The 23,912-nt window shown below is 59.8% G+C and carries 22 protein-coding genes; 8 read left to right on the forward strand and 14 right to left on the reverse strand.

Going from position 1 to position 23,912, the window contains the following annotated elements; all coding sequences use genetic code 11:
* Positions 1 to 106 precede the first annotated feature (106 nt).
* On the forward strand, positions 107 to 808 hold the full coding sequence (locus AWB69_RS07000) for a GntR family transcriptional regulator (RefSeq protein ID WP_062083745.1): 702 nt from the start codon (positions 107 to 109) through the stop codon (positions 806 to 808).
* 55 nt (positions 809 to 863) lie between these two features.
* Complete coding sequence (locus tag AWB69_RS07005; protein ID WP_062083622.1) at positions 864 to 2,141, forward strand: LysR family transcriptional regulator; 1,278 nt, start codon at positions 864 to 866, stop codon at positions 2,139 to 2,141.
* 5 nt (positions 2,142 to 2,146) lie between these two features.
* Here AWB69_RS07005 and AWB69_RS07010 read toward each other — a convergent pair whose 3' ends face one another.
* The 7 genes from AWB69_RS07010 to AWB69_RS07040 form a co-directional block, all read right to left on the reverse strand.
* On the reverse strand, positions 2,147 to 3,250 hold the full coding sequence (locus AWB69_RS07010; RefSeq protein WP_062083625.1) for a 4-oxalomesaconate tautomerase: 1,104 nt from the start codon (positions 3,248 to 3,250) through the stop codon (positions 2,147 to 2,149).
* Between the two features lie 10 nt (positions 3,251 to 3,260).
* Entirely contained in the window at positions 3,261 to 3,956 is a 696-nt protein-coding gene (locus AWB69_RS07015; protein WP_062083627.1) for a 4-carboxy-4-hydroxy-2-oxoadipate aldolase/oxaloacetate decarboxylase, read from the reverse strand.
* Complete coding sequence (locus AWB69_RS07020; RefSeq protein ID WP_062083629.1) at positions 3,953 to 4,681, reverse strand: PIG-L deacetylase family protein; 729 nt, start codon at positions 4,679 to 4,681, stop codon at positions 3,953 to 3,955. The genes AWB69_RS07015 and AWB69_RS07020 overlap by 4 nt, the downstream gene beginning before the upstream one ends.
* Positions 4,682 to 4,845: 164 nt before the next feature.
* Complete coding sequence (locus AWB69_RS07025; RefSeq protein WP_062083747.1) at positions 4,846 to 5,697, reverse strand: helix-turn-helix domain-containing protein; 852 nt, start codon at positions 5,695 to 5,697, stop codon at positions 4,846 to 4,848.
* Positions 5,698 to 5,953: 256 nt separating this feature from the next.
* Positions 5,954 to 6,625, reverse strand: coding sequence for a carboxymuconolactone decarboxylase family protein (locus AWB69_RS07030; RefSeq protein WP_197500189.1), 672 nt, complete (start codon positions 6,623 to 6,625; stop codon positions 5,954 to 5,956).
* A 170-nt stretch (positions 6,626 to 6,795) separates the two neighbouring features.
* Positions 6,796 to 7,221 carry a phasin family protein gene (locus AWB69_RS07035; RefSeq protein ID WP_062083634.1) on the reverse strand — a complete coding sequence of 142 codons (426 nt, stop codon included), beginning with the start codon at positions 7,219 to 7,221 and terminating at the stop codon, positions 6,796 to 6,798.
* 221 nt (positions 7,222 to 7,442) lie between these two features.
* A complete protein-coding gene (locus tag AWB69_RS07040; protein ID WP_062083637.1) occupies positions 7,443 to 8,438 on the reverse strand; it encodes an AraC family transcriptional regulator in 996 nt (331 codons plus the stop codon).
* A 155-nt stretch (positions 8,439 to 8,593) separates the two neighbouring features.
* Here AWB69_RS07040 and AWB69_RS07045 point away from each other — a divergent pair, with 155 nt between their 5' ends.
* A complete protein-coding gene (locus tag AWB69_RS07045) occupies positions 8,594 to 9,421 on the forward strand; it encodes an NAD(P)H-binding protein (protein ID WP_062083640.1) in 828 nt (275 codons plus the stop codon).
* A gap of 72 nt (positions 9,422 to 9,493) precedes the next feature.
* Here AWB69_RS07045 and AWB69_RS07050 read toward each other — a convergent pair whose 3' ends face one another.
* Together AWB69_RS07050 and AWB69_RS07055 are read right to left on the reverse strand one after the other, a co-directional pair.
* Positions 9,494 to 10,387 carry an NAD-dependent epimerase/dehydratase family protein gene (locus AWB69_RS07050; RefSeq protein WP_062083642.1) on the reverse strand — a complete coding sequence of 298 codons (894 nt, stop codon included), beginning with the start codon at positions 10,385 to 10,387 and terminating at the stop codon, positions 9,494 to 9,496.
* Positions 10,388 to 10,422: 35 nt separating this feature from the next.
* Entirely contained in the window at positions 10,423 to 11,517 is a 1,095-nt protein-coding gene (locus AWB69_RS07055; protein WP_062083645.1) for a tartrate dehydrogenase, read from the reverse strand.
* Positions 11,518 to 11,660: 143 nt separating this feature from the next.
* Here AWB69_RS07055 and AWB69_RS07060 point away from each other — a divergent pair, with 143 nt between their 5' ends.
* The 3 genes from AWB69_RS07060 to AWB69_RS07070 all read left to right on the forward strand — a co-directional run bounded on the left by AWB69_RS07060 (position 11,661) and on the right by AWB69_RS07070 (position 15,352).
* Positions 11,661 to 12,572, forward strand: coding sequence for a LysR family transcriptional regulator (locus AWB69_RS07060; RefSeq protein ID WP_062083647.1), 912 nt, complete (start codon positions 11,661 to 11,663; stop codon positions 12,570 to 12,572).
* Between the two features lie 503 nt (positions 12,573 to 13,075).
* Positions 13,076 to 14,458 (forward strand): sigma-54 dependent transcriptional regulator, encoded by a 1,383-nt coding sequence (locus AWB69_RS07065; protein WP_062083649.1) that lies wholly within the window; start codon positions 13,076 to 13,078, stop codon positions 14,456 to 14,458.
* Between the two features lie 57 nt (positions 14,459 to 14,515).
* The gene (locus tag AWB69_RS07070) at positions 14,516 to 15,352 is read left to right on the forward strand and encodes a hypothetical protein (RefSeq protein WP_062083651.1); all 837 of its coding nucleotides are present in this window, start codon (positions 14,516 to 14,518) and stop codon (positions 15,350 to 15,352) included.
* Positions 15,353 to 15,370: 18 nt separating this feature from the next.
* Here AWB69_RS07070 and AWB69_RS07075 read toward each other — a convergent pair whose 3' ends face one another.
* A complete protein-coding gene (locus tag AWB69_RS07075) occupies positions 15,371 to 16,654 on the reverse strand; it encodes a tetratricopeptide repeat protein (RefSeq protein ID WP_062083653.1) in 1,284 nt (427 codons plus the stop codon).
* A 243-nt stretch (positions 16,655 to 16,897) separates the two neighbouring features.
* Between AWB69_RS07075 and AWB69_RS07080 the strand changes: the two genes are divergently transcribed.
* Positions 16,898 to 17,677 (forward strand): alpha/beta hydrolase, encoded by a 780-nt coding sequence (locus AWB69_RS07080; RefSeq protein ID WP_062083656.1) that lies wholly within the window; start codon positions 16,898 to 16,900, stop codon positions 17,675 to 17,677.
* A 91-nt stretch (positions 17,678 to 17,768) separates the two neighbouring features.
* Here the strand turns inward: AWB69_RS07080 and gcvA are convergent, their stop codons facing one another.
* Positions 17,769 to 18,659: a transcriptional regulator GcvA gene (gcvA, locus tag AWB69_RS07085; RefSeq protein ID WP_062083658.1), complete on the reverse strand. Its 891-nt coding sequence runs from the start codon at positions 18,657 to 18,659 to the stop codon at positions 17,769 to 17,771.
* Positions 18,660 to 18,758: 99 nt separating this feature from the next.
* On the opposite strand from gcvA, the gene AWB69_RS07090 reads away from it, so the two are divergent.
* Positions 18,759 to 19,601: a DMT family transporter gene (locus AWB69_RS07090; RefSeq protein WP_062083660.1), complete on the forward strand. Its 843-nt coding sequence runs from the start codon at positions 18,759 to 18,761 to the stop codon at positions 19,599 to 19,601.
* A 189-nt stretch (positions 19,602 to 19,790) separates the two neighbouring features.
* Here AWB69_RS07090 and AWB69_RS07095 read toward each other — a convergent pair whose 3' ends face one another.
* The 3 genes from AWB69_RS07095 to AWB69_RS07105 form a co-directional block, all read right to left on the reverse strand.
* On the reverse strand, positions 19,791 to 20,102 hold the full coding sequence (locus AWB69_RS07095; protein WP_062083662.1) for a hypothetical protein: 312 nt from the start codon (positions 20,100 to 20,102) through the stop codon (positions 19,791 to 19,793).
* Positions 20,102 to 21,025 (reverse strand): hypothetical protein, encoded by a 924-nt coding sequence (locus tag AWB69_RS07100; RefSeq protein WP_062083665.1) that lies wholly within the window; start codon positions 21,023 to 21,025, stop codon positions 20,102 to 20,104. Before AWB69_RS07100 ends, AWB69_RS07095 begins: the two co-directional genes overlap by 1 nt.
* A gap of 460 nt (positions 21,026 to 21,485) precedes the next feature.
* Positions 21,486 to 23,876, reverse strand: coding sequence for a PIG-L family deacetylase (locus AWB69_RS07105; RefSeq protein ID WP_062083667.1), 2,391 nt, complete (start codon positions 23,874 to 23,876; stop codon positions 21,486 to 21,488).
* Positions 23,877 to 23,912 lie beyond the last annotated feature (36 nt).

Here is a 23,912-nt window from a genome sequence, read left to right on the forward strand (position 1 = left end):
CAGATGGCAAAAAAACGAGGTCGCAATCAACGTCGCAAGCCGCCTTCCCAACGTGGTCGAAACGGCTTGCGCGCCGCTATACTTCTTGCAAACGAAGCAGGTAGACATGAACGAAACCACTCAGCAGGCTATCGTCCAGACGCTGCGCGAAAAGATCCTTTCCGGTGAGCTGGCGCCCGGGCAACGCCTTGTCGAAGCACAGATTGCGCAATGGCTTGGCGTGTCGCGAACGCCGTTGCGTTATGCGTTGAGCGTGTTGTCGTCGGAGGCGCTGCTCGAACGTTCCGGCGCGCGCGGCTACGTCGTGCGGCGCTTCAGCGTGCAGGATGTCCTGAATGCAATCGATGTGCGCGGGACGCTCGAAGGGCTCGCCGCCCGTACTGTCGCCGAACGGCGGGTCGATGCCGGCCTCGAGAAATCGCTCCAGGAGTGCCTGCGCGAGGGCGACGCCATCTTTAGCGCGGGTCGCCTGGGCGAGGGCGATGAAACACGCTATGCGGCCATGAATGGCCGGTTTCACGAACTGATAGTCCATGCCGCTCAGAACACCGCGATCAGCGCGGCGCTCAGCCTGAACGACAAGATTCCGTTTGTGTCGCCGTCCACGGTCGTGTTCGATGACACCGCAAAAGAACGCCAGTTCCTGATGCTGATGTATGCGCACCGCCAACATCACGCTATTGTGGGAGCACTGCTCAATGGAGAGGGTGCGCGCGTGGAGGCGCTCATGAAGGAGCACACCTATATATCGAAGGAAAGCTTGAATTTATCCTCGTCCAGATTTCATCTGATTTCCGGGGCTGCATGATTCCGGTCCCGCGTTTAGCGCTTGATTTACTGCCTTTTTTACCCCGGTTCCATTTGTGAGCAACCTCGAACTTCTCAACCTGGCCCATCTGCGCGCGTTCAAGCTTGTCGCGGAGACAGGCAGCGCGACGCGTGCTGCTGCCGCGCTTTTTCGGGCGCAGTCTGCGGTGACGCGCTCCGTGCAGGAGCTTGAATCAGCGCTGGGGGAGCCTCTCTTTGAGCGCAAGCCGTCGGGCATGTTGCCAACACCGACTGGCCGCGCGGTGCTCGAGCGTTGCGAGCGGATCATGGCCGAACTCGAGGAACTGGCGCAGTGGAGCGCGGCGCAACAGTCGCGCCGGCGCGCCCCTTCCGAGGCGTTGCGAGCCTATCTCCTGAACACCCGGCGCCTTCAGATTTTCGTCGCGCTTGCGCGGCATCGACACATGCCGACTGCTGCGAACGCCTTTGGCATTAGTCAACCGGCCGTGAGCAGCGCCATGCGCGTGCTCGAGAGCGGGTCGGGCCTGAGCCTTTTTCATCGCAGCCCGCGTGGGATCCTGCTGACGGCAGAGGGCGAAACCTTCCTGCTGCACGTGCGGCGCGCGTTAAATGAATTGCGCCATATCCGGGACGATATCGCCGCGTTGCATGGGAATATCCAGGGCGCGGTGACAGTCGGCGCGCTGCCGCTCGGTCGAACATTGATCCTTCCCGACGCGATTGCCCGAATGACCGCGCGGCATCCGGGTGTGCGCGTGATCACTGACGAGAGTGCCTATGAGACGCTGGTCGCGGGAGTGCGCGCGGGCGACGTCGATTTCATCCTGGGTGCACTACGCCTGAACGACGCATCAAGCGGCCTGCAGAACGAGCGCCTGATGTCGGACGATATGGTGGTGCTGGCTCGCCGCGGCCATCCGCTTGCGAACAAGCGTGGGCTCAAGATTGCAGAATTGCGCACTTCCCAATGGATTCTGCCGCGCAGTCACGCTCCCGCCCGGAGTCTCTTCGAATCCCAGTTCCGGAGAGTCAAGCTGAAGCCGCCCATGCCAACCGTGGAAACGGCGGACCTGGCGGTCATTCGCGGGTTGCTGTCGCGCACGGACATGCTGGCAGCGCTGTCCGCGCAGCAGCTGTATTTCGAGTGCGAGTCAGGACAACTGACCGTCCTAGACATCGCGTTGCATAACACGCAGCGCGATATTGGCTTGACCCTTCGCGCGGAGGGCACGCCTTCTCCCGCGGCGCGTGCGTTGATTGATGCAATTCGACTGGCTGTAGCCGACGTTGCGCGCGCAACCCGGGCTGCCGGTCACTTATCCCGAGACAAGGAACGGCATCAGGTGGTTTGAGGGAATTAGCGGTTGAACAGGGTGGCGGGAATACCAACAACACCGTCCATCAGCCATCTCGCTGTGCGAAGCAGGGCTGCACTGAGCACCTCGCGCTTGTCTGCATCGTGACTCATTACAAGCTCAACGGTGAATTCACCCGTTGGGTGTTCGACGGACACACGCTGCCGACTTTCCGGGTCTGTCAGGTTCGAAAGACCCTCGCAGACCGTGCCGGGGAGCACCGCGGCCGTCGCCACGCTCACGGCACCCAATACCCCAATTGATGCATGGCATCGGTGAGGGATAAAACTGCGTGTGGAAATGGTGCCTGCTTTGGCGGGTGCGGCGACCAGGCACATCTTCGGCACTGTGCGTTCGCTGACGTCACCGAGGTGCATCAGCGGTCCGGCTATGAGGCGGATCGCTTCTATTCGAGCCTTCAATTCTTCGTCGGCGTCGAGTTGTTCGCGGCTTTCATAACCTGTGCGCTCCAGATCATGCGCGCGTATCAGCACCAGCGGCATGCCGTTATCGATGCACGTGACTTCAATGCCATTGATGCTGTCTTTAAGGCGGCCTGTAGGCAGCAGCGCGCCGCAGGTCGACCCCGCGGTATCGCGGAACTCGAGCGGTATGGCGGCCGCCGTGCCGGGTACGCCGTCTATCCTGGCGTCGCCTTCGTACATGACCTGGCCGCTCGGCGTGGACACGGTGGCGACCGCAACCTGTCCTGTATTGGCCATGTAAATGGCGACCCGTGTACTGTCCGGACGAGCGTCGACCAGTCCGCGCTCGATAGCAAAAGGACCCACGCCAGCCAGGATGTTGCCGCAGTTCTGTCCATAGTCGACGCGCGCTTCGTTCACCACGACCTGGGCAAACAGGTAGTCGACATCGGCGTCGTCGTGCGTGGAGCGTGAGACGATCGCGACCTTGCTTGTCAATGGATCGGCACCGCCAAGGCCGTCGATCTGGCGCGGGTCGGGCGAGCCCATCACCGCGAGCAGCACGCGATCGCGCGTAGCGGGATCGGCGGGCAAATCCGATGCGAGGAAATAGGCGCCTTTCGAGGTGCCGCCGCGCATCATCATGCAAGGAATGCGAGTCTGACTGCTTGTTGCGGACATCAGCGGCCCCTCACAGGTCCGACGCCGAGTCGATGTAACGCAAGCCCTTCTCGGCGAGCCGTTCCCGCATTGCGTAGTAGTCAAGCCCGAGCGTGCCGCCTGCCAGCACCGAACGCGTCTTTTCTTCCTTCGCCAAACGCGCCTGTGCAGCTTCAGCCACGTGCTGCACGGTGTCGAACGGGACGACCACAATCCCGTCGTCGTCAGCCACGATCACGTCACCCGGGTGCACGATCTGCTGCGCACAGACCAAGGGGATGTTGACCGAGCCCAGCGTTTCCTTGACCGTGCCTTGCGCGGAGATGGCCTTCGACCATACGGGAAAGTTCATCTCTTTCAACGCGCGCACGTCGCGACACCCGGCGTCGATGATGAGGCCGCGCACACCGCGCGCCGCAAGCGATGTCGCCAGCAGCTCGCCGAAATAACCGTCCTCGCAGGGCGAGGTGGGCGCGACAACCAGCACGTCGCCTTCACGGCATTGCTCGACCGCAACGTGCAACATCCAGTTGTCCGAGGGAGGCACGAGCACCGTGACGGCTGACCCCGCGATCGCCGCGCCGGAGTAGATCGGGCGCATATAGGAGGCCAGCAGGCCGAGCCGGCTTTGCGCTTCGTGGACCGTGGCCGTGCCGGCCAGTTGCAGTGCGGCCACGGCACGCGGGTCCGCGCGAGAAATTCCGGTCACTACCACGCCGCGCCTCATGCCAGGTCTCCGGTTACCGACGGCGTGACGCGCATATAACCTTCGGCGTATTTGATATCGCGAGTGGCTGTAATGCCGATGTTGCGCTTGGCCTGGACGCCCCGTTGCAGCGCGACGCGGGTGTAGTAGTCCCACAAGTGCTCCTGACCAGCCATGCATTCGATCGCGCGCCGCTTGGTCTCCCATACCTCGGTGATGTCGAGGAACGTGTTGGGCACCCAGTCGCATTGCTCGGTTTGATGGGGTTCGAACGCGTACACCGCTGGCGCACCCACGACCTTCTGGCCCGGATTGTGACCCTCGGCCTGCGCGATGATCCGCGCTTCCTGCGCGACGTGCATCGCAAGCGGATGATCGAAGTTGTAGGGATCCTTTTGCGAATGACTGAGCACGAATGCCGGTTGCAGTTCACGATAAACATCGACAAGGCGCATCAGCGCTTCGTCCGGCACGCGCAGCGGATAGTCGCCGAGATCGAAGAATTCCACTTCCGCGCCAAGAATCTCCGCGGACCGCTCGGCCTCTTCCCGCCGCGCCGCCTTGACTTTTTCGAGGGTCATTTCCCCCTTGCGCCAAAGCTTGGCGGACTCGCCGCGTTCGCCGAAGGACAGGCAAACCACCTTCGCCCGGTATCCGTTCTGCTTGTGCAATGCGATCGCACCACCCGCGCGCCACACGAAGTCTGCGCTGTGCGCGCTCACCACCAGCATCGATTTCTCTGCCATTTTCAGCCCACCGTCCTTGCGTCGTTGTTATCGATGATTATCGACTTCACGAGCTGGAAGAGGGCACCGAATCTGCCGTCTGGGGCTATCGAATTTTCTTATCGGCCTGGAACTTATGTGCGCTTGCTACCCTGCAATTGATCGAGAGGATGGATCAAAAGGCATTACTCCACCGGAACGTTGCCAAGCATGGCGATATGGCGGGTTTCTGTTTCATCGTCTGCCGGAAACATGCATTCAATGCGAAGCTCCTGGGCGGCGACGGTTTGCGGGGTTCCGACCGTGGTGACCATGGAAAAATAACTCAGCACCTGGTCATCCTTGACGAAACTAATGGGGATGACGGGCAGGGTGCGCGTAGCGGACACGGTGCTTAGCGTACGTGGCGATTTCCAGTCGGTTTGAACGTCGGGGTAGGCGAGCAGTGCGGTCAGTAATTCCCGGGTTTTTTCGTCGATAACGTGGCCGACGGATTCGCGATAAACACGCTGGATCAGGCTTTTTGCCACGTCCTCCCAATTCGCAACAAACGGGCGCATTCCCGCCGGGTCGAACATGAGATGCAGCATGTTCCGTGGCCCCTTGCGCGCAGCCATGTCGATGAAGCAATTGAAGAACCGCGGCGTGGATTTATTGGTCATGAGCACGTTCCAGTAACGGTCCATCACCACCGCGGGAAAGGGTTCATGCTGACGCAAAATGCGTCCCAGCGCGTTGCTGACACTTTGCATTTCGAGCGCGTCCCACGCGCTCTCCTGATAGAGGGGCGCGTAGCCCGCTGCCAGCAACAGGGTATTGCGTTCGCGAAGAGGCACATCGAGCGCTTGAGCGACATCCATTAACATCTGACGGCTCGGCACGCTGCGCCCGCTTTCTATGAAGCTGATGTGCCGTTGCGACACACCCGCATCAAGCGACAACTCAAACTGACTTCTACCGCGCATATCCCGCCATTGACGCAGCAGCAAACCGAGCTCATTAGCCGGCGGCTTGATGTTGAGGCGCGCAGAATTCATCGGTCTCTCATTTGCAACAAGAATTGGGTGATTGTCCATGATCGACCGCGCGAGGCATACGACCGTCGCCAACATTCGCAATCTCTCGATGCTTTCCATACAGCAAAGGAGAATACTCTTAACTCCCGGAGTCAACAGGCCGCGGAGTCGTATCAGGTATCGGGTACCGGCGATCGCAGCTATCGCAGCTATCGCGCACGGTTCGGCGCGAACCGAACCGTGCGCGGACTTCCTCCTCCTGCCCGCTTTTTTCCATTCAGGCGGGCGTCCACGTCTGAGCCTTGAAGCGCTCTTCAACCGGTGTACCCGCCATGTTCGTTGCGGTGGCGGCCATGGTGGACACGCCAATGCTGGTGATTACCTCGAAAATCTGAAGCGGCGAATACCCGGCGGCCGTGAACTTCTCGATATCCGCCTCAGCCACATTGCCTCGTTTTTCGATCAGGGCTTTTGATATGGCGGAAAGCGCTGCGTACTTCGGGTCGTCCGGCAATCTTCCCTCGCGGATCGCCTTGACGTCGGACTCACTCATGCCGTCCTCAAGGGCAAATGTGGAATGAGCCGCAACGGTCCAGGGACACTTGATGGTGACCGCGTTTGTGAGCAACAGCGTCTGCTTCTCGCACTCGTCCAGGCTTCCACCATGGAAGCTCCCGAAAGCGCCAGCGAACCCGTTGAGAAGAACAGGGTTTCCCGCCATGGTTGCCATTACGTTGGGTAAAAAGCCGAACTTCTGTTGCAGCGCCTGCAGAGTCGGCCTGGATTTTTCCGGTGCTGATTCGACTGTGTGAAGTGTAAAGTTATGCATTCCTAAACTCCTTTCCATTGATTGAACGAAACTGGGTGTATCTCCATGCGACGCTTGTTTTTCAACGCTGATACCGCAAGCAGATGAATGCCATCTTAGCGATTGCACGAATACGTTCAATTACCTCGGATGTAATAAAGGCCGCGCGGCGACCGCGGTTACCCAGCGGGGCACAGGTCTTGCCACGAGGAGGAGAAGGGAAATGAAAGCGGAAGGGGTGAAAACCGGGAACGCGTGTCACGTTCCCGGTAAGGCTCCAGGGCAGGGCTGCCCCGGCTTGCCCCGGTTTGCTACGGCTTTGGTTGCTCCAGCGACGACTTTAATTCCTTAGCCGCCTCTTCTATTCGCCTGGTCACAATCGCATACGCTTCGGTTTGAGCCTGCTGCGTTTTCTGCGCGATTTCCTGCATGTCGGCAAGTGCCTGATGCAGCGCGTTTTGGACGACTTCGGTCGGATTGGACGAAGGTTTGGCCGGGGAGGTGGCAAACTGCTGCGCAATGCCCTGGAAGTCGTTGAGGGCCCGGCGCAGGATCTCGATCTGCTTATCTCGAAGCGCTTCCATGCCGCCGAATGCGACGCGATTCGCGGCCGCCAAGGCTTCGACGTCTTTTCTGCGCGCATCCAGAATGGCCTGTACGTCGAATCCGGGAAGTTTGTATTGCTGGAACATCGCGGAAAACTGACTGAACGGGTCGCTGTACTCGGGCTTCGTCATGTGCCTCTCCCTAAGATATGTTCACGTTCGCGGAAACGTCGACGCTCCCCAGGCGTGAAGGTGGCGCCCAACGCTTTTTGGATAGTACAGGCTAACGATCTTTACTGAATCCAAGGGAAAACGCGCACAGGACCAAGGCGCCGCGCCTGGTTGACTATCGGAAAGGATCAAGCGGGAGGTGCTATTCGGCACGGTTTTGGCCAATCTCCGGGTTGATAGCGTCAATAAGCGTCAATAGCGTCATGTCGACCAGGGAGGAATTCGGCTGCATCGGCTCGTGCAGTGCGTCGCGCCGCTCCGGGGGAAACACCCGTGATTCGCTTGAATGCCCGGCTGAAAGCGGCTTCGGAATCGTATCCAAGTGAGTTTGCCAATTCCGCCAGTGATGAATCCGTCTCTCGCAGCCGCGTGAGCGCCGCCTGCATTTTCCATCGCACGGCGTAGTGCATGGCCGGTTCACCGACAAGTTTCGTGAAGCGCGCGGAGAATGCCGAGCGTGACATGCCGACCGCGTCGGCGAGCGAAGCCACGGTCCAGGCGCTTGCGGGATCACGATGAATCATGGCGATGGCTCGCCCGATCTGCTTGTCGCGCAACGCGCCGAGCCACCCCGTCTGCGCTTGTGAGGCTTGCGCGATCCAGGCCCGGATAGCCAGGATCACCAGGATGTCGGCGAGGCGCGTGATGACCGTTTCCCCTCCGGCATTCAAGTGCTGCGCCTCGGCGGCGATGAATCGCAGCGTGCTCTGGATCCACTCCATTTCGGGCGATTTCCACGTGTCGACGCAAATCAGCTTCGGCAGCAGGCGAATCAGTTGATGCGCGGCCGGGTGATCGAAACGGACGAGGGCGCAGATCATTGTCGTCGCCGCGCCGCCTTCCCCGTGGCGGAGAACTTCGTAGCGGTTGCTGAGCGTATCGCGCGGCAGATCGAAGAGTTTTCCTGGCGGGACGCCCGCTTCGCTCATCAGGCGATGACCCGCACCGTGCGGGACAAGCGCGAGATCACCCGGGCGCAACAGACGAGGCTCCGCGCCGTCGACTTCCAGCAGGCACTGGCCGGTCATGACGACATGAAACATCAGGCAATGCTCGAACGCGGGCAGTTCCAGAGCCCAAGGCGCCGTGAATTCCGACCGGCAATAAAAGGTGCCGCTCATGCGCAGGAAGTGGAGCGCTTCGCCGAGCGGATCTTCGGGGGCGGGTAGTTCGATCATGTGCTCAGTGTAATGCTAAAGGCTGCGCATGCGTCTATTAGCGTGGATGAAAAAGCATAAAACAAGGACTAATCGTCATTGTTTGTCTCGTACGCTGACGTTACTCTGGATTCACGGTCACCGCACGATGCGGCGTTCATCTGGAGGAGAGGTCCATGAATACAGAAACCATCCTGGTGCTCGGAAGCACGGGCAAGACGGGTCGTCGGATAGCCGAGCGTCTTACGGCTCGCGGTTTGCCCGTGCGGCACGGTTCCCGGTCCGCCACGCCGTCGTTCGATTGGGAGAGCCCATCGACGTGGGCGCCCGTGCTCGAGGGCGTCAGGGCCGTCTACGTTTGCTACTACCCCGATCTGTCCGTCGCGGGCGCGGCGGAGGCGATCCAGTCTTTCACGGACCTGGCGGTGAAAAGCGGCGTGCGCCGCCTTGTGCTGCTCTCGGGGCGGGGCGAGCCCGAAGCGCAACGCTGTGAAGAGATTGTGAGCAAGTCCGGCGTCGAGTGGACGCTGCTGCGCGCAAGCTGGTTCGCGCAGAACTTCAGCGAGGCCCATTTCCTGGACCCCGTGCGCGAAGGCGAGCTTGCGCTGCCGGTCGCGAACATCGGCGAGCCGTTCGTGGATGCCGACGATATAGCGGATGTTGCGGTAGCCGCGCTCACGCAAGACGGCCACGCCGGGCAGCTTTATGAACTGACCGGTCCACGCTTGTGGAGCTTCGCAGAAGCGGTCGCGCAAATCGCGCAGGCGTGTGGGCGGCCGATCCGCTTTACGCAGGTCTCCATGACGGACTACGCCGCTGCGTTGGAGGAAGCCGGGGTTCCGACGCAAGCTGTTGACCTTATCCGCTACCTCTTCACGGAAGTGCTCGACGGCCGCAATGCCTCCGTGAAAGACGGTGTCGTTCGCGCGCTCGGGCGGCCTCCGCGGGATTTCAGCGACTACGTGCGGGAAACCGCGGCAACGGGCATCTGGAGTCAGGGGTAACGGCCCGGGTTCGCACGGTCTGCACGCTGAGGCCTGCTAGCCCGGCTGCAGCCAGGCCTCAGCCAATACGAATTATCGCGGTACCTGGTCTCTCCACCGATACTGCTGTTGCCAGCCGAGTAGCCGTTTCAGTTTCTCGTTGCTTAGCAGGGTCTCGAATTCGCCAAGCGGCTTCCTGACTGGCACACCCGGATAGAACCGCTTCAACAATTCCGCCGTGGGCAGATCCGACGAAACATCGTCTGCCGCCACGTTCATCACCTGGAAGCCAAGCCCGTCCTTTTCAATACCCAGCCGGCAAGCGGTCGCCAGATCGCGTCCGTCGATATAGCTCCACGCAATGCGCTTGCGCAATCCGGGATCCTTCAACCAGACCGGGAATTTCTGATAATCAACCGGGTCAAGAACGTTGCCAATGCGAAAGCAATAAATATCCGCACCCGTGCGTGCATGAAACGCCTTGGCCGTGACTTCGTTGATCACTTTGGACATCGCGTAACTGTCCATGGGGTCGACAGGGTACTGCTCGTCCAGCGGGAAGTATTCGGGATCCCGGTGCCGATGGGCGAACACTATTCCGTACGTGGTCTCGCTCGAGGCAATGATGACCTTCCTGATGCCAAGCTTCGACGCAACGTCAAGGACGTTATAAGTCGCCATCACGTTGATCCGGAATACTTCGTTGTCCGTGGTGATCAGGATCCGGGGAATGGCCGCAAAATGAACGATGGCATCAATGGGTTGGGGCTCGATATTGTCGGAAAATTCCTTCGGCGCGGTACTCGACGCAATCGCGTTGAACACCTGCCCCGCGTCGGTAAGATCGGTGATCAAGGTACGGGCGACGGGTTTCGTCATGGGGACGCGGTCGAGATTCAGCACTTCATATCCATGGGCCACCAGGTCTTCGACAACCCATTTTCCCGCCAGCCCGCTGCCGCCAGTCACTATTACGCGTTTCGTCATTGCGTCATCCTCCTTATGCGATTGATCGGTGTTGTTCAGGCCGCTTTGGTCACAACCGCCGGGGCCGACGCAAGGAAAGCACATACCGCTTCGGTCACCTGCGCGGTGCTTGCCTTGCCACCAAGGTCAGCGGTATGCAGCGCCGGGTCTGCCGTCACGGATTCAATTGCGTTCATCAACGCATGTGCTGCGCTCATCTCGCCCAAGTGCTCGAGCATCATCACGACAGACCAGAATGTACCGATTGGATTGGCAAGGCCTTTGCCCATGATGTCGAACGCCGAGCCGTGGATGGGCTCGAACATTGAAGGGTACCGGCGCTCGGGGTCAAGGTTGGCGGTTGGCGCAATGCCAAGGCTGCCGGCCAGCGCCGCGGCAAGGTCGCTCAGGATGTCCGCGTGAAGGTTCGTGGCCACGAGAGTATCCAATGTGGCCGGGCGGTTCACCATGCGAGCGGTCGCGGCATCGACGAGTTCCTTGTCCCATGTGACATCGGGAAACTCCTTCGATACCTCCAGCGCAATTTCATCCCACATCACCATTGCGTGACGCTGTGCGTTACTTTTTGTGATCACCGTCAGCAATTTCCGGGGGCGTGATTGCGCGAGGCGAAAAGCGAATCGAAGAATCCGTTCGACACCCGCGCGGGTCATCATCGAGACATCGGTGGCGACCTCGATCGGATGCCCTTGATGCGCGCGGCCACCGACGCCTGCGTATTCACCTTCCGAATTCTCCCGCACGATCACCCAGTCGAGGTCTTTCGGCGCACAGCGCTTGAGAGGGCCGTCGATGCCGGGCAGGATGCGCGTCGGGCGCACATTCGCGTACTGATCGAAGCCCTGGCAAATCTTGAGGCGCAAACCCCAAAGCGTTATGTGATCGGGAATGTGCGGGTCGCCCGCAGAGCCAAAGAGGATTGCATCCTTGTTGCGAATTTCGTTGAGTCCGTCGGCCGGCATCATCACGCCGTGCTGGCGGTAATAGTCGCCCCCCCAGGCGAAGTCCTCGAACTCAAAGGTGAAGTCGCCGCTTCGGGCCGCGATCGCTTCCAGCACGCGCTTTCCGGCCGGTACGACCTCCTTGCCAATTCCATCACCCGGAATGGTTGCGATGCGATATGTCTTCACCGTTCGTCTCCTGAGCTAATTGACCTATTAACCGATGCTATGTAACCGATGGCTTCGAGCCCAATGCTAGCGCCTTAGGCGACCGCATAAATGCTGCTAAACTCAAACCGCTCTTAACCTGAAGTTAACAATCGGGTGATGTGATGCGTTCGTTAATACAGCCGGAAGACTTGCAGTTTTTCTCGGTTTTAGCGGCTAGCGGCAGCCTGACTGCTGCTGCGCGAGAACTGGGCCTCAGTACGGCGGCGGTCAGCAAGCATTTGTCGCAGATGGAGTCTCGCGCGGGCGTGCCGCTTGTCATCCGGACCACGCGTCGAATGAGTCTTACGCCTGAGGGCGAGCTTTACCTGAGCCGTGCGCGGCGCATCCTTGGCGAGATGGACGATCTTTCGCAATTGCTTGGCGGGTCGCAAGCGGTTCCCAAGGGTTTGCTAAGAGTCAATGCCACACTTGGTTTTGGGCGAGGTCACGTTGCACCGCTCATCTCGAAGTTCGTTCGCCAGTTCCCGGAAGTGGATGTACAGCTCCAACTTTCAGTTGACCCTCCTCCCTTGAGCGACGACACCTTCGACGTCTGCGTGCGCTTTGGTGAACCACCGGACGCACGGGTCATCGCACGGCGGATTGCACCTAACAGGCGGTTGCTGTGTGCAGCACCTTCCTACTTTGTGAAACGGCGAGTACCCAGAAACCCGGCCGAATTGTCCCAGCACAATTGCATCGGTATTCGTCAAGGCGATGACGGCTATGGCGTGTGGCGTCTGATAAGCGGACGTGGAGCAACGGAGAAAACAGAGACGGTGCGCGTGCGCGGCAACCTGACCACGAATGACGGTGAAATTGCCGTGAAATGGGCACTCGATGGCCACGGAATCCTGATGCGGGCGGAATGGGATGTGGCCGATTATCTTGCCGACGGGCGCTTGATCCAGGTGTTGCCGGAGCATCGAACGCCCGGTGCCGATATCTACGCGGTATATCCCCAGCACCTGCAGATGACCGCGCGTGTCAAGGCGTTTGTTGACATGCTAGTGAATACGTTCCGCGCGCAGTAGTACACGCAGTAGCAGCGGGCGAGATGTGCGACAGGTGAGCGCCGGCATTCGATCGGGTGAGATCCCCAGTGACCCGCGTGATACGCAACCACTCGCACCCACTTGCTATTTCCGCTTCTCGTGACTCCTGTGGCTTAACCGTAAGGCGAACCTAAGGTTCAACTAAGGCTCATCTAAGGCCCGTTTAATGCGTCAGCAACACTTACTCATTCCAGTTACACATGGCGACCTTTTCTCATCGATGGAAACGCAACTTAACTTTTGGTTTCACCTGTCATAAATTCGCGCCGCTAGGATTGCGATAACACTAGAAATCCGCTCGTTGCCTGCTTGCCGCGCGTTTTCCTTGGGCTATATCGGCTCTTCATGCGTCCACCCATTCCGTCTCGCCTGCGCGTCGCGAGCCGATTGGAACCATGAATAGTCGCCAGGCAAAGGTTCGCGCAGAAAGCTGCCGAAACTAAAGATGTGAAGAAGAATCCACCAGAGAATTGCTTGCAACCATGGACAGCGCTCATCGCACGCTTCTATACCTTGGAGGTAAGCCCAACGAGTCACTTCTAAGGCGCCTCGGTGACCGCGCATGGCTTGTCGTGCCTGCCATGAGCGCTAACACGGTGGCGAAGCTTGCGCGCGCGCCCATGGCCGGGCTGCTTGATTTGACTGACGGTATCCACGAAGGCCGGATTGCAAGGGTCGAACAACTTTCGCGTTCCGTGCTGGTGTCGTGGGTGGCGCTCGTATCGCAAGAAACGCGAAAGTGGACGGCCGTTCGAGACGTTATAGCCACACACTGCTTCGACTTTGTAACGCTGCCGACATCGCACGAGCGGATCGTGAATGTGGTTGGGCAAGCCATTGGTATGGAGGTTCTCCGTTCCCACGCGGAACCGCCGGATCTTAAGGAAGCGTTAAGCAGCGGCATGATAGGTTCATCCGAAGCCATGCTGGAACTTCATCGGGCGATTCGAAAGGTCGCCGCGACCGATGCAACGGTTTTCATTTCAGGCGAGTCAGGAACCGGCAAGGAGTTGACCGCGCAGATGATCCACGCGCGTTCGGAGCGCCGCGACATGCCCTTCGTGGCAGTCAACTGCGGCGCCGTTCCGCATGATCTCCTGCATTCGGAACTGTTCGGCTATGAACGTGGCGCGTTCACCGGCGCCACGCAGCGCAAGATTGGCCGGGTCGAGCAGGCGCATGGCGGAACGCTGTTCCTGGACGAAATCGGCGACCTTCCGCACGAGAGTCAGGCCGCGTTGCTGCGCTTTATCCAGGAACGCAAGATCGAACGCCTGGGTGGACTTGAGTCTATCGACGTGGACGTGCGGGTGATCACGGCAACGCATCAGGACATGCCGGCTGCCGTGGAGGAGGGCAGGTTCAGAGCCGACCTTTTCTTTCGGCTTTGCGTGCTTGAGGTCAGGGAGCCGCCTCTGCGCGTTAGAGGAAAGGACATCACCGAGCTTGCAATGCACACACTTGAGCGATTTAAAGACGAGCGTGCACGCAGGATTCATGGCTTCGCTCCGGATGCCATTGCCGCGTTGCATAACTACGGCTGGCCCGGGAACGTCAGGGAGCTGATCAATCGTGTACGCCGCGCAATAGTCTTGTCCGAAGGCAAGCTCATCACCGCTCATGACCTTGAACTGGCGGACTATATGGCGCTGCCGCCGGACTCGCTTCGGGAAGCACGGACGGCGGCGGACAGAAGGGCGATAGAGGTTGCGCTATTCGTGCATAAAGGCCGGGTTGTCGACGCCGCCCGCAGCCTTGGCATCTCGCGCGTGCATCTGCATCGGCTGATGCAGGAGTTGGGCATACCCACGCGTGCAGCCGTTGATGAAGAGCACGATTCGACCGATCCCGGCAACGCCGAGTGAAGCGTGAAGCTTTCCGATGCGGCGAACGAACCCTGAATCCAAGTGATGGAGAATTCTATGGCTTTGCTTGAGTCGATCGAGCGTACCGCATGGACCACCTGCGAGCGATGCGGGAATACCTATTCGGCTGGCGACCAGCAATGCAGCCGCTGCGGAAATACGCCGACCATCATGCAGCGGCTGGCAAATTTTTCTTATCTCCCGAGCGGCAAAAGAGGGGGCGCGCGCGGCGTGTTGCGTCGTACGCGATCGCGAGGCGCGTATCCGGGACTGGCGGAAGCCGCACTTCTTTCCGATCGGGCTAGCAAGCGGCGCGCGACACGAATTGCGCTTGCGTGCGCGGTGGGTGCTGGCGTGCTGCTGACTTATGCGCTTGCGCAACCCTATCTTGCGGGCATGAGTTTTCACCCGCGAGCTGATGAGACACCCGTGCCGACAAAAGGGTCGACAGCAGGGCCACCAGCAGGGCCGACGGTCCAGAGCGGACCGGTGGTGTCCGCATCCGGCGACAGCGTCTCTCAGGCGCAGTCATCGCTTTCGAACGGGCGCCAGATAACCAACGATAAGAACGGGCGAACGCAGCGGTCCGATGTCAGCGCGTTTGATGACGCGCTGCAAGGCGGGAACCTGGCGGCGGCCCGCCGGTTTCTCGCCGGGATATCAGCAAGCGACCTAGAGAGCGGCCAGCTAGAGCAGATGCGCACTGAACTCGTCGACCGCGAACACACACGCGACGCATTGCTGCACCACGCGTGGCATTGCCGTGCAATCGGAGACTGGCAGTGCGTTGCCGACAATGCGGCCCAGGCGTTGACAATCGATGCGTCAAGCTGGGAAGGAAAACATCTTGCTGCCCGGGCGGCGAAGGAAGTCGGCAAAGCTTCCCATGAATAGAAAGTGGTCAGTGTCCGTCTACCGGACGCCCCGCATGATGTCCGCCAAAGCCTCTCTCACATCGCCGATCAAGGCCGGCCACCCCATCTGGCGCGGGCGAAATAAGTACATGTTGTTGGGGTACCAGGGTGACCCGGTTCCCGTTCGATGCCAGCGCCAGTCGGTTCCTGTTTGCGGCAACATCAGCCAGCACGCCACGCCCAATGCCCCGGCAACATGGGCGACCGCTGTATCGACGCAGATGACGAGATTGAGTTGCGCGACGATGGCCGCGGTATCGCCGAAATCGCGAATCTCCCGTCCCAGGCAAAGAGCGGGTTGCAGCGCTTGGCATTCGTTGGCCTGCGCGTCGGCGTCGCCCGTTTGCAAGCTGATGAAGCGGATCCCATTGATGGACCACAGTGGCGCCAGCTCGGAAAAGTGGTTCAACGAACGTTGGGCGTCATTGTCATGATCGGGGTTTCCCTTCCAAACGAGCCCTACGCGCAGACCGTCGCGGGGTAAGCGCGCTTGCCACATCTCCATGCGGTTGGTGAATACGCCCACATACGGAATCCTGGCCGGGATCGATTCGACCGTTGTACGCAGGCGCAAGGGCAGGCTCATCAGCGAAGCCCAGTAATCGTGGGCATGAAGTGCCTGAGGGTCCGTTACCAGCGCGTCTATACCCTCTACCGTGCGCAGAAGAGGCGCCAGTACTGGCTTGCAGATCACCGATATCTTTGCCGCACCTCGTGCCTTAAGCAGAGGCACGTAACGGATGAACTGAATGGTGTCGCCGTATCCTTGCTCCGGCAGGAGCAACAGGGTTTTACCGCTCAGGTCCTGACCGTTCCATTGAGGGAAGGGCAACTGCCCGTGTTCCCCAAATACTTCCGATCGCGCTTCGTAGTAGCCCCAGCCTTCCGAATAACGCCCGTCGGACAGAAGGAGCATCCCCAGGTTGAAACGGGCTTCGGCAAAATCCGGTTTCAGTTCGAGCGCACGGCGATAGTCGATCTCCGCCTGCTCATACCGATGAAGTCTTTCAAGCGTGCCCGCGCGGTTATTCCTGATTTCCGCAGAATCCGGCATGCGTTCGAGCGCGCGGCAATAGTGCGCATCGGCTTCGCTGAACCGCCCGTCCTGCCGCAATAGATTCGCCAGGTTATTGTGAGCCAGTCCATTGCGATCATCCCTTTCAAGCAGCGTACGGTACGCGTGTTCTGCCTCCGCAAGGTCGCCCCGTTGCGAGGCCTGCCATGCTGACTCGGCAAGCTGACGGTCCGTATATCCACGGTCGGAGAGGGTTTTCCGGTTCATGTGGCTGCCTTGTTCGCACCAGACGCTGGCGAGCGTATTGAGTTTGAAGGTCGGCTTTCGCTGACATTACCCATCGATTATATGATCTTGCGGTACCAAAACGGCCGCTTGCGGACGTTGGATAAAAGGTAGCGCATGTCGCATGCGAAGGAGGAATCGAAAAATTTTTCATCGCGACGGGAATAGAGGAGTGGGTAGCTGTGTTCGTCCCATTGCAAACCGCAAACTTCCCAGGAATTACAAATGAAACTCCGTCGCGCTACATTACTTTTGTCGCTCATTGCCAGCGCCTTCATTTCAGTTGGCGCCATGGCTCAACAGACTCAACCTGCCAAAGGTCCCGTCAAGAACATCGTGCTGGTCCACGGCGCGTTTGTTGGCGGTTCAGGCTGGAGACCTGTCTACAATATCCTGACCAAGGACGGCTATAACGTGACGCTGGTCCAGGAACCGCTGACGTCGTTTGCGGAAGACGTGACCGCCACGAAACGTATTCTCGACCGTCAGGATGGCCCGGCCATTCTGGTCGGCCATAGCTACGGCGGCGCGATCATCACGTCGGCCGGGAACGATCCCCATGTCGCCGGTCTGGTCTACATCGCGGCTCATGCGCTGGACACCGGCGAGACCGAGGTCGGCAACGGCAAGAAGTTTCCGAATTCTGCACATCCGCTCGTGAAGACTCCGGACGGTTTCTTGTTCCTTGATCCGGCCAACTACCCTGGTGACTTCGCCGCGGACCTGCCGCTGAAGCAAGCCGAGTTTGAAGCGCGTGCACAGATGCCGACATCGGCCACGGTTTTCTCAACCGCCATGACCGACCCCGCATGGAAGGTGAAACCTAGCTGGTACATGGTTGCGAAATCGGACAAGATGATCAATCCCGACCTGGAACGGATGTACGCAGCCCGTGCCCACAGCCATACCGTCGAGATTGCCGGTGCAAGTCATTCCGTGTATGAGTCGCACCCCAAGGAAGTAGCGGCCTTGATTGAACAGGCTGCTGAGCACGCGCAGGACTAAGCTTTATTTTCACGGCGAAGGGTGGAGCAGGACATGGATCGCGGGACGGATGGATTCCATATGGATAGGAATACTTATAGTGTAATGCCGCCTATGAACCTGTCTCTCGCTCCAGCCACGAGCAGAAGGCAACCACAAGCGCGTCCGTTTCCTTGGCCTCAGGCACATAGGTGCAGTAACTGCGCGCAGGAAGAAGGGGACCCGCGAATGGGGCGACAAGGCGGCCGCATGCCAGGTCATCCGCTATCAGCGCGGTAGGTCCCATTGCTACGCCTACGCCGTCTAGAGCGGCCTGCAGCGTGAGATAAAAATGATCGAGCGTCAGCGTCGTGGCCGGTTTGAGATCGGCAACTCCCGCTTTGGCGAGCCAGTCGCTCCATAACCTCGGGAGACTGGATGTATGCAGGAGCGTGTGATGGATCAGGTCACGCGGTGTTCCAAGCGGCAGTTGATCGAGCAACGCGGGACTGCAGACCGGCAGACGTTCCTCTAACAGGAAAGGGCGCATTGAATAGCCGTAGAACGTATCGGGACCGCCGCGAATAATAATGTCGTAGGTGTCTTGCAGCGCTTCTACCGGCTCATTCGACGTGTCCAGTCTCACCTCGACGCCGGGGTGCCGCTTCTGAAAACCCGCGAGCCTTGGAACGAGCCAGCGCAGGGCAAACGTGGCGGGCCCGTTCACTCGCAGCACGCGCGGCGATACGCCGCCAACATACCCATATCTCGCGGTTGCGGAAGCGACCTGTTCGAACGCAGGCCCGATTTCAGCGAGATACGCGCGGGCTGCCGGCGTCAGGACAACACGCCGGTTGTGCCGCTCAAACAAGGGGGCGCCCAGCCACTCTTCCAGCAGACGGACATGCTGGCTGACAGCGCCGTGCGTCACATGTAATTCGATCGCCGCTGCCTTGAAGCTGCCTAAGCGGGCAGCGGCTTCGAAGGCACGCAGCGCATTGAGAGGAGGTAAGGGATGCGGCATTCAGGTCAATTTTACTAGCGCGAAGTTGGAGATTTAATGGTTTGTCGCCCCTTGTCACGAGAGATATAGTCGCCGGAAAAGCTTTCTGGAGCAATCGCTTTGTCTATCGGCATGGTGTTACTTGTCCTCTTCGCAGCGTTGCTGCATGCCAGCTGGAATGCGCTCGTGAAGTCGAGCCCGGACAAGTTCCTGGATATCGTCCTGGTGACTAGCGGGTCTGCCGTGTTTTGTGTGGCGGCGCTTCCGTTCCTTGCGTTGCCCATGCCGGCAAGCTGGCCGTATGTGGCCGCTTCAGTGGTGATTCACATCGTTTATTTTGCGTTGATCGGAGCCGCCTATCGCAGTGGTGACATGAGCCATGCCTATCCGCTGATGCGCGGCGTGCCGCCCTTGCTCGTCGCACTCCTGAGCCGCCCGCTGATCGGGGAACAACTTTCCGCGGGCGAATGGGGCGGCATCCTGCTTATCTGCGGAGGCATTCTTGGCCTGCTGCTGGCAGGCGGGCGCAGTGGTGGCATGAGCCGGGCATCTACCGGGTTTGCGCTGGTCAATGCGGTCGCAATAGCGGGTTATACCCTGGTGGATGGGACTGGCGTCCGGTTATCTGCGCAACCTGTTGCCTACACCATGTGGATTTTTCTGCTGACCGCGCCGCCCATTCTTGCTTGGGCGTTGTTGCGGCGGCGAGCCGGGGTCGGCACCCATGTTCGCGCGCGTTGGCATCTGGCCCTGATCGGCGGAGCCTTCACCTTAGGCGCTTATATCCTGGTGCTCTGGGCCATGACGCAAGCGCCGATCGCCATGGTCGCGGCGCTGCGCGAGACTGCTATCGTCTTTGCGACAGGCTTGTCGGTGGTCGTGCTCAAGGAGCGGTTTGGATGGGGGCGGCCGGCGGCTGCGGCGATTATCCTGCTGGGTGTTATCGCTATAAAACTGGCTTAGGACTTTGGCTGGTTTTTTTGCTCGCGCCGGTGGACGGGTTTTGGGGTTAGCGGTCGGGGTTAGTGCCGCGAACGACGATAACGCCAGCGAAGCCGCATAGATCCGCCACACCGCTACTGGCGAAGAAGGCCCGCAACTGTGCGGGCCGGTGCTTCAATCGCTTGGCCGGACTCTTTGCGAATCGTTGACCTAATCAGGCAACTTGCCAGCTGCTGACACGCGAGCAATGGGAGCGTTCGTCGCGGTTATCATCGTCTTCAGTTCTGGATAGGATAACGCCAGTGCGTTAAGAATGCCGACGCCGATTCGCCGCGCAAATTCATCGTCTAGCAAATATCCATGTTCTCCTCTCGCAGCGGTCTCATCAAAAAAAACCGGAAACTTCGGTGCATGCGCAACGATCTTTTCAACCTCCGCTCTAGTCACTTGATACACAGGGATTGATTCATCGTCAGGCGAAAAATCAACAATTACACAACGTGATAGATCAGCCGCATTCATTAACAACCCCTACATTGTTGGTATCGATCAAAGGCGTTTTGCTTGCATAGTGCTGTACCGCGTGCGCCGCCTATTGCCGGTCCCAATGCGTTACAGAAATCAATCGTCCTTTCGTACTCAGCGAAACAACCCGCTTCTTGCGCCTCGCTGACGCCGCGCGCCGCTATAGACAATACATCATCGCCGGACGCGCGCTTCCCGTACTCAAATGGCGCGGCATCGCCTAACGGCGTGCTCCCCGCGCGAAGCTCGGTCACGTCGCCAAGGTTTGGAACGCCTTCGTCCTCTGCCCCGTCATTGAACGATGGAAGCGACGACGCAACAGCGGAAACGACCGCTCCGACAGACGATGCAAACACCGCCAACCCGCCACTTGTTGCCCGAGCGGCACGGTTTCGCGCGCCCGCTTCGGCCATTGTTTCGATGTGTCGGAACGGTTTTAGCGCGCTCGCTGCTCGCGCGGCGCGCTCATCAATCGCCTGGTTATACGCTTTGAAATCGTCCCGGTGCGCTTTCGACCGGGCCGCGTAGCTGCTGGCGCGCTCGGCAATGTCCTTTTCATACGCCGCGTCATCGTATTGGCGCATCGGAACGAAGCCACTGTGCGCGATGCAGGCGGGTTCGGCTCGAAGAATCATGACCGACCCGTCGAGCACGCAGCGGCATAAGCACGTCACGACTTCACGCGGATTATCTTCCCACATTCCCGATAGATGCCACGGAATCGATTCTTTGATGAATGTTCGAATCCGGGCCACGACTTCAGGTTGAGACGCCCAATGTCTCTCGTTCCGATCCGCAAACAGTTTCGCCCCTGCGGCGAGTGCATCAAGCTCGGTTTCGTAGCGCTCACGGGGCGACAAATCACTCGGACCACACAGCATGTATCGGTAACGTCCGTAGTTGAAAAGTTCCACGCACATCCCGTTTGTCTCCTGATTCTTTAACGGCAAACGCGAAACCCTAACGCACTTTTCCGCGCGTCCATCTCAATAATATCTGCTTACAAACTGTGACCCGCTTACAAAGACGCTGCGTCAGTTTTGGGTATCAGAGAATGAGCTTGATGGCATACACAATGCGCAAAAGCGGGCTTTTTTAGAGATTCCCGTGAACAATCAAAACCCGCTAGATGACGAAGCCGCGCGGCGAATCGGCGGAACAATCTTGATGTCACTTGTTTCGCAATTTCCTGAGTTGCGTCCGCTTGCATTGGTGACGGACCGGCACGGGCACAAGGTAATGGACCTAACGGACGGCGGGAAGAAATCGCCTTTTGGCGATTAGTCAGTCGTAGACAATGGCCCGCGCCTTGAACTGCACCCCAAAGGTTGGATCGATGTCCAACTTTGCGAGGTCAGTTCACCGGCGCGAGCACCCAAACTACTGGGCTAAGGTATTGATCCACAGCGCTTCCGAAAACAGCCCGGGCAGGTCGCCCCATATATGCGCCGGCCCTATCTTGAATGAAGTATCCAGGCCATAGCCAATAAGACTTGGCGCACCCCCCGTGAAATAGAAACCGCCGAGCTTCGCATTCGCACGCTTGAACAGCATGAGCGTTTCACCACGACTGCGCCGCACAAGCGCGGGAACAGCGTCGGCATAAGACGATTCATGAATCGTGCCGACCTTGACCGGGTCACCAAATAGCGGACCACCCTTCATCCGCCATACATTGATATCGGGCCCATCGCCGCGAGGCTGGAGCACAACCAGGTCGTCGATGCCATCACCATCCACATCGCCCGCGACCACCTTGGCGAACGCCGGCGCGAACTCCGCGTAGGTATTGCCCCGCAAGCGCCCGGAAAACGCGCTGCCCGAACTCGCGAGTTGCGTCACGGCCATTGCTGAATTCACGGTTTCTATTGCAATCAACCCCGTGTGCCGTGACCCGGCCACGTGAGCGGGCAGGAAGCGCGCATTCGCGCTCAGTCCGCTCGCTTTCATCCAGAGTGCCGGTGTGTCCCCAGTCAAACCCTTGCCGGCGATAACCCAAAGGTCAAGCGTGGCGTCGCCGCGTTTTTGCGCGATCATCACGCCGGCGCGACCGCTGCCGTCGAAGTCTCCCGCCACGTATTGCTGTGCGCTGGCGGGCGTCAGCGCGGAGGAGGTCTGGTACCAAAGACGCGGCGCCTCGAAGCGCGTGCCGGTGCTGCGCAGCAGCCAGAAGGCCGTGCCTGCGTTCCTCGGCGCAATCACCATCAGGTCGTCGCGCCCCGTGCCTTCGAAGTCGCCAAGCAGGAAACGCACGCTGTCGAAGCAGAGCGTGTCACCGGCGCACGTGGGGGTGCCTGCATGCGCGTTGAACGGCACCGCGTTCAGATACCACGGCGCAGCAGTCGGCAACCGCGACATGCCGGCCACCCATACATTGAAGCCCGGTCCGTCCCGGCGACGCTGGACATAAACCGTACTGATCGGCTTCTCACCATCCACGGTCCCCCGAACGTTGCCGTACATTGCCGCTTCCTGGCGCAGGTCGGTCCATTGCGAATGCGGTGTGGGGGCCCATCTCGACTCCGCGGTCAGCGACGAGCAACGCCCGGCCGACAACACACCGTTATGCGCGGCGAGGCAGTGGCCGAGCGGGGTGTACACAAGGCCGAAGTCCCACGGCGTCCATTTCTGAGCGGCCTCTTCCTTATTGCAGGCTTCCTCAATCAGTTCGCCGCCGCGTTCGGCAACGCACTGCTGCGTGGATTCATCGACGAGCTGCGAGTTGTTCTTGGTTCCCGGCATGGCCGGCACCGGTTGCCAGTGCCAGTCCTGTGTCTTCGCGCCCGAGCAACCGGAGAGTGTCGGCTTGCCGTTCGCGCCCGCCGAGGTCAGGCACTGGCTCGAGTACTCGTTGACGAGGTTGCTCGAGCGTGGCCGGAACTCCAGCCCGGCTGCGCTCGAGCTCGACTCGGTCCAGTAACGGCGCGCGACCCAGTTGCCGTCCCATTGATACTCGCCGAAGACGTGCTCGCCATTGTCGTCACCATCAATAGCGAAGTAGGACGCCACGTCATCGCGCTTCATCTGGGTATCGCCGGCGCTCAGGTTCTTCGGCATGCCGCCGGTGGGATACGTGACGTGATAACCAACCGGGATGTTCCGGTTCAGGCTCTGGGCAACCACGCGCGTGATGCGCGCGGAATAGATATGGTCCGGATGTTCGATGAACGGCACCGTGTCCGGGTTCAATGTGTAGATCAAGGTCGCCGGGGCGAGGATCTGCTTGAGCGTGGCGACTGTCTCGGCGCGGTCATAGTGCGTGGCATTGGAACCGTCGTTGTTGATGGGATAGGTGTTGATGGTCTCGCCCTGGTCCCACATCAGGCCCAGCGGCACCTTGCCGCCGCGCACCGCGCCACCCGGCATCCGCAGTTCCAGCAAGGTCACCTTCGGCTGCTGTTTCAGCACCATCTGGTGCACGGGTTTGCCGGCGAACATGACGGTCGATTCGATCCAGTCATCCGCTACGCCTGCCATGCGTGCGTAAGCGAGGCGGGTGCCTTGCTCGCGCAGCTTCACGTAGTCGAAATTCGCGCCATTGGCACCGCCGATCAGGTGCACGGTGGTGACGCACCAGCCCGCCTCAAGCTTGTCGCTGATGCCCGGATTGACGAAGAGCAGGTCGTCGTCAAGGTGAGCAACGACCGTGACGAGCGTGCCGGCATGGCAATCGGCTGCGCGTGCGCTGACCGGCGCAAGCAACGCGCCCATCCCGATGAATAACAGCAGCAGCGCAGCAGCCGATGCCCGTATGCGACGGCATGTTCGCATGACAACCCCGTATGAAAATTTTCCTGGCCCGCGTGA

Source organism: Caballeronia udeis (genome assembly GCF_001544555.2).
Taxonomy (GTDB): domain Bacteria; phylum Pseudomonadota; class Gammaproteobacteria; order Burkholderiales; family Burkholderiaceae; genus Caballeronia; species Caballeronia udeis.